Raw genomic sequence first — 9,309 nt, 5'->3', positions numbered from 1 at the left:
AATCCGGAAACAGAACCTGCTCCGGATTTTCTCATAGTACAAGGATCGTTCAACTGATCCTTAAGTGATCGGCATTAGCCTTAAGGCTCCTTTTTTTGTTCCTGTGATTTATCCGCTGGGAAGTTAGACTGTGATCACAATATTTAGCTTATATAAATAAATCTTATCAAATCCATTTAAGAACTCATCCGATGTGTCGATAGATAAAGCTATTGGGCCTGACTCAATATCGGAATTATCTATGACAAGGAGTTGGCATGAGCATATCTGTCAGTTTGGCCAGACCTGTTTCATTAGCAGGATTGATGAGCCAAGCAAATCCATTGGAACAGGTCAACATCCCAGAGAAGACCGGAAAGCTGGTTCAAAGAGAATCCACGATATCCTCCACCACTCAGGCGGGTCATGAGCTGTATTACAGCATGCTAGCTAATCTTAGCTTGCCACGTAGTCACGAAGTCTCAGCAGAGAGTCATCATGTTCCTATCACAAGCGGGCAAGGATCACAGTCAGCCGACTATTCATTAGCATTGCTCGCTAAAGATGTTTACGCTCCTGTTGCTGGAAGTCTTAGCGGATTTACACGTCTGAGTGACAATGCGCTACTCTCCGCAGGTATTGATCCGGCCAGTTTATTTGATAGTGCCTCTGGTTTTCAGGCAGGCATCTACAGTGATAACCAGCAGTATGTGCTCTCTTTCGCCGGCACTAATGATATTCAAGATTGGTTAAGTAATCTCCGGCAGGCGACGGGTTATGAAGATATTCAATATAATCAGTCGGTTGCTTTGGGAAAAACAGCCAAGATGGCATTTGGTGATGCACTAGTGATTACCGGGCATTCATTAGGCGGTGGGCTGGCAACTACCGCGGCATTAGCCAGCGGGACTTTTGCTGTGACGTTTAATGCCGCAGGGGTTTCTGACCCTACATTAAATCGCTTGGGATTAAATCCTGCTCAGGCGCGGCAGTCCGCGGAGAATGGTGCTGTGCGGCGCTATAGTGAGCAATATGACCTACTGACAGACACTCAGGAGTCTACCTCGCTTATTCCTGATGCGATTGGTCATAAAATTACCTTGGCAAATAGCGATAAGCTTTCTGGGGTAAATGATTGGTTGCCTCATAAGCACCTCGAACGCAGTCTTGCAGCACATGGTATTGATAAAGTACTCAGTTCCATGAGTAAAGAAAAACCTTGGGAGCAGCAGTATGCCTGAATCAGCACTGACAATGAGAGTGAAACGCCATTTGCGTTACGCCATCTACGGTGTTTTGATGCCATTAATCAGTTTTGAGGGGCAGGCAATGACAGAGATTAATATTGCTTTTACTGATCCATTAGTCATACCGATTGCAGATGCTATTGTTCACGGAGATGTGGATCAGATCCATCAGTTAGCTAATAAAACGTTGTTGCAACAGCAAGGTAAACAGGCCGTGACGCTAATGCAGTGGGCTATCCTCAATCAACAACCTGAAAGTTTGGCGGCATTGTTGCAAGAACATGCAGATCCTTTTCAGCCCGGAATGCAGGGTGATACTGCCTGGCATACTGCCGCCAGTGTGCAAGACGCACATTACATGCAGATTCTACTTGAAAACAATATTCGGCCTGATGCCAGAAATAGTGTGACACTCGCAACGCCTTTAGCGGCTGCTATCATGGCTGGGCGCGAGATCCAGGTTATCCTGTTATTAGTTGCTGGCGTTGATCCTAATATTGCCGATCGTATGGGGGATACGCCGCTGCATCTGGCGGGCAAAAGTAATGCGCCGGATTTAGCATTACGCTTGTTAAAAGCAGGTGCGGATCCTGAGATGCGCAATAAGCAGGGGGCGACATTTCAACAGTATTTAGCGATGACACCGCTGAATATCCAAAGCGCCGAAATGCAGCAAAAATATCAGCAATTGAATGTCTGGCTTCGAGGTAAAAAACTTGCAGAGGTTTATCAGCAATAGTATTCAATTTGTTAGTTTTGGGCTGAAATACAAAAAATAATGCTGCAACGAGAATCGCAGCTTTGTGGCTTTTATCTAATTGATAAACAATAAAAAAGCCGCTGTTGATAAGCGGCTTTTTTGTCAGGGTGCTGAGTTAACTCGCACTCTTAGTCTCTGGCTTGTCTTTTGGCTTACGGCGCTTACCCACATTTTTAGCATCGCGATGACGAACTTTAACCTTCGCTTTCTCTTTGCCCGCCTCTTTTAGCTCTTTACGTTTCGCTAAAACCTTTTTAGATGGTTTTCCCGTAGTTTTTTCGCTCGGAGCCCTGCTGGTTGGCCGCAGTTCATCAATCACACGCGGCTTCAGTGGTTCTTTCAGATAACGGCCAATTCTGCCCAGCAATAAGTGGTCATGTGCTTCAACCAATGAAATAGCGACACCTTTGCGCCCTGCACGGCCAGTACGACCAATGCGGTGAAGGTAGACGTCAGCGGTGAGTGGCAGATCAAAGTTGAATACATGGCTGATATCGTCGATATCCAAGCCGCGTGAAGCAATATCTGTAGCCACCAGAACATTAACCCGGCCGTCACTTAAACGGATAACGGCTTCGGTGCGCTTGGCCTGTACCATTTCGCCTTCGAGGAACCAGGCGTTAATCCCTGCTTCACGTAACCAACTGACCAACTGATGCACTTTTTCACGGGTACGCACGAAAATAATGGATTTCTGCACTTCTGGTTGCTTAAGCAAATGCACCAGCAAGGCCGTTTTGTGTTCAATATCGTCAGCACGGTAATACCATTGCTGAATTTTTTTACGTTCACGGCGTGATGGGTCGGCTTCCAATTCTACCGGCTCAGTCAGGATACGCTCTGCAAATTCACGAATAGCTTCCCCTTCCAGTGTGGCCGAGAAGAGTAAGGTTTGTTTGCGCCAGCGGGTTTCTGCCGAGATTGTTTCAATATCTTGAGCGAAGCCCATATCGAGCATACGGTCAGCTTCGTCCAGAATCAGGGTTTCTACTGCCCGACAGTCAAAGTTTTCTTCTTTGATGTATTGCAGCAAGCGGCCAGTTGTCGCCACTACAATATCCTGATTCTCGCTAAAGACTTCCGCGTGATTCATATAAGCCACACCGCCGGTAATCGTCGCGATATCCAGCTGGGTATGTTTAGCCAGTTCACGGGCTTGATCCGCAACCTGCATGGCTAACTCACGGGTTGGCGTCAGGATCAGAATTCGTGGTGGGCCAGATTTTTTGCGTGGGAAATCCAGCAAATGCTGCAAGGCAGGCAGCAAAAAGGCGGCAGTTTTGCCCGTACCTGTGGGCGCCGAACCCAATACATCACGCCCATCCATAGCGGGGGGAATAGCCGCAGCTTGAATGGCAGTCGGGCGCTCATAGCCTTTGTCGCGCAGTGCATCAATTAGGCGTTCATCGAGATCGAGTTCGGAAAAAGTGGTTACAGTCATGGTCTTCCTCTACTTGGGGCGCCGATTATAGACGGGTTAGCCGAATTCTTCACCTGTTTAAGCGGTAATGATGTCTTTTCCCTTCAATCATATTGTCCTATGCTACGCCGGTTGTAGATTTTGGTGACTAATGTGGGCGAGCAATTGAAAAAAAAACTGGCGTTGCGTGGTGGTGGTTTCACGTTTAAACAATTCTTTGTGGCACATGATCGCTGCGCGATGAAAGTGGGCACAGATGGTGTTCTACTGGGTGCCTGGGCACCGGTAGAAAAAGCGCGCAAAGTGCTGGATATTGGCTGCGGCAGCGGGCTTATTGCTTTGATGATAGCCCAGCGTTCTGCATCTGAGGTCATGATTGACGGTGTAGAGCTGGAACCAGCGGCGGCGCAGCAGGCCATCAGCAACGCGGCGCAATCGCCGTGGGCGGATCGGGTTCGTATTTATGAGCAAGATGTATACCAGTTTGCTGAAAACCATCTTCATCAATATGACCTGATTGTCAGTAATCCACCTTATTTTGCTCCGGCGGTTGCTTGTCGCGATGAGGCTCGAGATACCGCACGTTATACTGGATCTTTAACTCACGATGCTTTACTAAACTGCGCAGAGAAGCTTATCACAGAGGAGGGTATCTTTTGTGTGGTTTTGCCCCACGATTTAGGTGTCGAGCTCAGCCGTCTTGCAGTACAACAAAATTGGTTTATCCGTTGCCAGGTTGATATCAGAGATCGTCCCGGTAAACCATTACATCGCATGTTACTGATGTTATCACCTCAATCCGGCGAAACTGAATTCCAGCGATTGGATTTGCGTCAATCGGAAGGCGTGTATTCACCGGAGTTCTGCGCGTTAATCAGCGAGTTTTATCTAAACTATTAACAAGTTGCCAAAACCGTGGAAGTGGTGCTGGAGGGCGCGATATTTTGTATTCGCAAAAAATATCGCGCCCTTAAAGGCATTACGGATGGAGAATTGTGGGTTTTGGATTGTCAATTTGTTCAGGATAGTCAAGAGTATAGTGCAACCCTCTGCTCTCTTTCCGCTCCATGGCGCAACGTACAATTAACTCCGCCACTTGCACCAGATTGCGTAATTCCAGCAAATTATTCGAGATGCGGAAATTGGCATAATATTCATCAATTTCCTGCTGCAATGTATTTATCCGGCGCAGGGCACGTTCTAAGCGTTTGGTCGTCCGAACAATGCCGACGTAGTCCCACATAAATAAGCGTAATTCATGCCAGTTATGTTGAATGACAACGCGTTCATCGGAGTTATCAACACGACTTTCATCCCAATCAGGCAAATGCGGAGCCAGCTTGGCTGTCGGCAGGCGCAAAAGAATATCTTCGGCAGCTGACCAACCATAGACAAGGCATTCGAGTAATGAATTGGACGCCATACGGTTAGCGCCATGCAAGCCGGTATAACTGACTTCGCCAATTGCATATAACCCATCCAGATCCGTGCGCCCGTGTTGATCGACCATCACACCGCCACAGGTATAATGTGCGGCTGGGACGATTGGAATGGCTTCTTTGGTTAGATCGATCCCCAAAGACAGTAGTTTTTCGTAGATCATCGGGAAATGTTGCATGACAAAATCAGTGGGTTTATGGCTGATATCGAGGTACATACAATCAGCACCAAGGCGTTTCATTTCGTGGTCAATGGCGCGCGCAACGATATCGCGTGGTGCGAGTTCGCCTCGTGCGTCAAAATCGAGCATGAAACGGCTACCATCAGGGCGTTTAAGGTAAGCGCCTTCACCACGCAAGGCTTCAGTCAGTAAAAAGTTGCGAGCTTGCGGATGAAACAGGCAAGTCGGATGGAATTGGTTAAATTCCAGATTAGCGACCCTGCAGCCGGCACGCCATGCCATGGCAATTCCATCGCCAGAGGAAATATCTGGATTGGTGGTGTATTGATAAACTTTAGCGGCACCGCCTGTTGCTAACACAACGGCCTTGGCCCGAAAAGTTTCAACTTTCTCTAGCTCGCGGTTCCAGATATAAGCGCCAACGACGCGTTTCGTCCCCGATAAACCAATTTTATTGGACGTGATAAGATCGACTGCATTGCAGCGCTCTTTGACTAAAATATTCGGATGGGCGCTTGCTTTGCCCACCAGGGTGGTCTCTACTTCTTTACCTGTAGCATCCGCGGTATGTAATATACGCCGATGGCTGTGGCCGCCCTCACGGGTTAGGTGATAACGTTCTTCGCCACTGGCATTGGTCTCGGTATCAAAAAGGACACCTTGATCAATCAGCCATTGCACACAAGAACGTGCATTGCTGGCGATAAACTCGACGGCTTCTTTGTCGCAAAGCCCAGCCCCGGCAATCAGGGTGTCATCAACGTGTGAACTGATGCTGTCAGTTTCATCAAAAACAGCAGCAATACCTCCCTGAGCATAAAAAGTGGCACCTTCATTAAGTGGCCCTTTGCTCAGAACAGTGACTTTACAATGTGGTGCAAGACGCAAAGCCAATGACAAACCGGCAGCGCCACTCCCGATGATCAATACATCGCTAACGTGTTCAGATGATGATGGCATATCGTATGATGTGTGCAGAAGAAGAGTGAAATTCATGTTAGCCTATCTGCCAGAGCAAAAGCTATGGCTATAAGATGTCTAAAGAATATTCAGACAAATAATCTGGCATCATGGAACTTTGCAAATTTTATAAACTCCAAGCGTGTGCTTGCTCAGGAAAATAAATATATGGCTGGCAGTACTCTTTTTAGCGTGGGGATAGATTTCGGGAGAGTTCACCTCGGATGAGCGAGCAGTTAACGGATCAAATGCTGGTTGAACGGGTCCAGAAAGGTGATCAGCAATCGTTCAATTTACTGGTAATTCGATACCAGCATAAGGTTGCGAGCCTCGTATCCCGCTATGTACCTCAGGGTGATGTTCCTGATGTAGTTCAAGAATCTTTTATTAAGGCCTATCGTGCCCTAGAGTCGTTTCGTGGCGACAGTGCCTTTTATACTTGGCTTTACCGTATCGCGGTTAATACAGCGAAAAACTATTTAGTCGCTCAGGGGCGGCGTCCGCCATCCAGTGATGTAGATGCAAATGATGCTGAAAATTACGAAAATGCGGGTGCATTGAAAGAAATATCGAACCCTGAGAACTTAATGTTGTCTGAAGAATTGAGGCAGATAGTTTTTAAAACCATAGAGTCACTTCCTGAAGATCTCCGGATGGCGATTACACTCAGGGAGTTAGATGGTCTAAGCTATGAAGAGATAGCCGTCATTATGGACTGTCCGGTGGGTACTGTTCGTTCCCGTATCTTCCGTGCCAGAGAGGCTATCGATAATAAAGTTCAGCCGCTGATTCAGCGATAAGCGGACACACAAAGGGTATTTGGCATGCAGAAAGAAAAGCTTTCCGCTCTGATGGACGGAGAAACTCTTGATAGTGAGCTGATGGGTTCTTTATCGAAAGATAAAGCATTACAGCAAAGCTGGCAGAGCTATCATTTAATCCGTGATACCCTGCGGGGGGACGTTGGTGAAGTCTTGCATCTGGATATCGCCAGTCGTGTCGCAGAGGCGCTCAAAAATGAGCCAGCTCGTTTTGTTCCTATTGCTGTGCCTGAATCTCAGCCGCAACCACATGTTTGGCAGAAAATGCCTTTCTGGCAAAAAGTTCGCCCATGGGCCAGCCAAATTACGCAAGTTGGGGTTGCTGCGTGTGTTTCTCTCGCCGTTATTGTCGGTGTTCAGCAATATAACCAACCTGCATCTGGTAATTTACAGCCCGAAGCACCTGCATTTAATACGTTACCGATGATGGGTAAAGCTTCACCAGTCAGTTTTGGTGTGCCTGCTGATGGTTCTTTCGGGACGACTCAACAGCATCAGGTTCAAGAGCAACGTCGTCGTGTGAATATGATGACGCAGTTGCAAGATTTTGAGTTACAACGCCGTTTACCACAAACTGAGTTGTCGCAGGTGCCATCAGCATCAACACAAGCCGCTATTCAGGTCCCTGGAACTCAGTCCTTAGGAATGCAGCAGCAGTAATGAAGCAACTTTGGTTTTCCGTCTGTTTAATGGCGGGCAGCCTGTTTATGCCAGCAATTGCTTCGGCGGATACCACGCCGATAGCAATGCTGCAGGACATGAGCGCTGCCAGTCAATCGCTCAATTATGAGCTATCGTACATAAATGTTAACAAGCAAGGGATTGATTCTCTTCGCTATCGACATGCCATTCTGGATAAAAAAACGTTAGCGCAATTGCTGCGTATGGACGGCCCTCGCACTGAGATCATACAACGTGGTGATGAAGTCAGTTATTTCGAGCCAGGATTTGACTCTTTTACGTTGAGTGGTGAGCTTATTGTTGATGCTTTGCCTTCTGTGGTATTCCCCGATTTTGAAAAACTATCAAAACATTATAACTATATTGCACTCGGTCGCGCCCGTGTAGCTGATAGACCATGCCAGGTTATCAGAGTGGTAGCCCGTGACAGTACGAGATACAGTTATATTATTTGGATGGATGAGACAACAAAACTTCCTATGCGGATAGATTTGTTAGATCGCGATGGTGAAACACTTGAGCAGTTCCGGGTGATTTCTTTTGCTGTCGGCGAGCCTATTCAGGAAATTCTGCGGGGAGTATTAAAACTATCCTTACCGCCATTGCTTGCTTTACCAGCAAAAACCAAGGTGGATTTTAGTTGGGCTCCGCGTTGGTTGCCTGAGGGGGTGACTGAGGTTTCTCATAGTCGTCGTACATTACCTAATATGGATACGCCAACTGAATCACGACTCTATTCTGATGGTCTGTTTAGTTTTTCGGTTAATGTGAACCCCGCGGGTAAAGATGCGCTTTCCGAACAGTCACTGCGCCAAGGGCGTCGTACTGTCCATTCTGAAACTCGTAATAATGTAGAAATCACCGTAGTTGGTGAGTTACCTCCATCAACGGCAAAACGTATTGCTGATAGTGTGGTTTTGGAGTCGGCTAAATGATGAAAGAATGGGCAACAGTTATCTCATGGAAAAATGGGGTGGCACTTTTACGTTGCGAACCGCATTCGGGGTGTGGGAGCTGTAATGCACGTTCAGGATGTGGTAGTCATTTATTGAATGAGTTGGGGCCAGAATCTGAGCATCAATTAAAAATAGCGATTTCACAACCACTCGAACCTGGGCAAAAAGTTGAGGTTGGAATCAGTGAAGGTAGCTTATTACGTTCTGCTGCTTTGGTTTATTTGACCCCATTAATTGGTTTAATCATGGGGGGCGCTTTGTTTCAAATTTTATTTGTCACTGATGTTTTTACAGCGTTTGGTGCTATTTTAGGTGCGGGTTTAGGTTTTTTATTGGCCCGGACGGTAGCTATTAAGATTGAAGGGAAAAGTGATTATCAACCTACTGTCTTGCAGATTAGTTTGCCGCCAGCAGCTATACGTATTCAACAAGAGTAATTCTTCGCTACCTATTAGCCATAATAGGCGGGTATCCTGTTTTGTATCATGTGCTCCAGTAAGGCAATAAAAAGGTCAGCACTGATAAGTGATGAGTAATCTATTGAAAATAGTATGTTACCTTTAGCATCAAATAATTTTATCTTGTCATGATGAGCTTCACGCAAGGTTTCAATGCGCAATATATCCTCAATATTAATCGTCCCTTTTTTTGTCACTAATGAGTGTGCGCTGAGTGACAGAGGGATTTTATCCATCTGAATTTTTTTCATCTTATTGACATTAAATAGGAGTGATTTTGACCAACAATCATTCCCTCGCACTATATCAAATGCGATTGTTTTACCTCGTGATAATGCATTTAAACTTATTAATCCGACTTGCATAACTTGTTGATGGATTATCGTATTTATAAGAGGGTATGCAT

General features: G+C 46.4%; 9 protein-coding genes and 1 pseudogene. 7 read left to right on the top strand and 3 right to left on the bottom strand.

All coding sequences use genetic code 11. From position 1 onward, the window contains the following. Positions 1-257: 257 nt before the first annotated feature. Positions 258-1,220, top strand: coding sequence for a hypothetical protein (locus tag FTA91_RS03530; protein ID WP_050115775.1), 963 nt, complete (start codon positions 258-260; stop codon positions 1,218-1,220). Positions 1,221-1,308: 88 nt separating this feature from the next. Further along, positions 1,309-1,965 (top strand): ankyrin repeat domain-containing protein, encoded by a 657-nt coding sequence (locus tag FTA91_RS03525; RefSeq protein ID WP_050115832.1) that lies wholly within the window; start codon positions 1,309-1,311, stop codon positions 1,963-1,965. 136 nt (positions 1,966-2,101) lie between these two features. Here the strand turns inward: FTA91_RS03525 and srmB are convergent, their stop codons facing one another. Beyond that, positions 2,102-3,427, bottom strand: coding sequence for an ATP-dependent RNA helicase SrmB (gene srmB, locus FTA91_RS03520; RefSeq protein ID WP_050115776.1), 1,326 nt, complete (start codon positions 3,425-3,427; stop codon positions 2,102-2,104). A gap of 132 nt (positions 3,428-3,559) precedes the next feature. Between srmB and trmN the strand changes: the two genes are divergently transcribed. Then, entirely contained in the window at positions 3,560-4,306 is a 747-nt protein-coding gene (gene trmN, locus FTA91_RS03515) for a tRNA(1)(Val) (adenine(37)-N(6))-methyltransferase TrmN (protein ID WP_050115777.1), read from the top strand. Between the two features lie 79 nt (positions 4,307-4,385). On the opposite strand, the gene nadB is transcribed toward trmN, so the two are convergent. Next, positions 4,386-5,987 (bottom strand): L-aspartate oxidase, encoded by a 1,602-nt coding sequence (gene nadB, locus FTA91_RS03510; RefSeq protein WP_174635169.1) that lies wholly within the window; start codon positions 5,985-5,987, stop codon positions 4,386-4,388. 224 nt (positions 5,988-6,211) lie between these two features. On the opposite strand from nadB, the gene rpoE reads away from it, so the two are divergent. The 4 genes from rpoE to rseC are packed head-to-tail and all read left to right on the top strand — an operon-like array spanning position 6,212 to position 8,882. Continuing rightward, positions 6,212-6,787, top strand: a complete 576-nt coding sequence (rpoE, locus tag FTA91_RS03505; RefSeq protein WP_005159396.1) for an RNA polymerase sigma factor RpoE — start codon at positions 6,212-6,214, stop codon at positions 6,785-6,787. A 24-nt stretch (positions 6,788-6,811) separates the two neighbouring features. Next, positions 6,812-7,468, top strand: a complete 657-nt coding sequence (rseA, locus tag FTA91_RS03500; RefSeq protein WP_050115779.1) for an anti-sigma-E factor RseA — start codon at positions 6,812-6,814, stop codon at positions 7,466-7,468. Then, on the top strand, positions 7,468-8,424 hold the full coding sequence (gene rseB, locus FTA91_RS03495) for a sigma-E factor regulatory protein RseB (protein ID WP_050115780.1): 957 nt from the start codon (positions 7,468-7,470) through the stop codon (positions 8,422-8,424). Before rseA ends, rseB begins: the two co-directional genes overlap by 1 nt. Next, entirely contained in the window at positions 8,421-8,882 is a 462-nt protein-coding gene (gene rseC / locus FTA91_RS03490; RefSeq protein ID WP_145534421.1) for a SoxR-reducing system protein RseC, read from the top strand. Before rseB ends, rseC begins: the two co-directional genes overlap by 4 nt. A 14-nt stretch (positions 8,883-8,896) precedes the next feature. Here rseC and FTA91_RS03485 read toward each other — a convergent pair. Continuing rightward, positions 8,897-9,309 (bottom strand): annotated as a pseudogene (locus FTA91_RS03485) (hypothetical protein); the annotation flags it as partial.

The sequence above is a fragment of the Yersinia thracica genome (genome assembly GCF_902170565.1).
In the GTDB taxonomy this organism is placed as follows: domain Bacteria; phylum Pseudomonadota; class Gammaproteobacteria; order Enterobacterales; family Enterobacteriaceae; genus Yersinia; species Yersinia thracica.
This window is presented reverse-complemented; position numbering and strand designations above follow the sequence as displayed.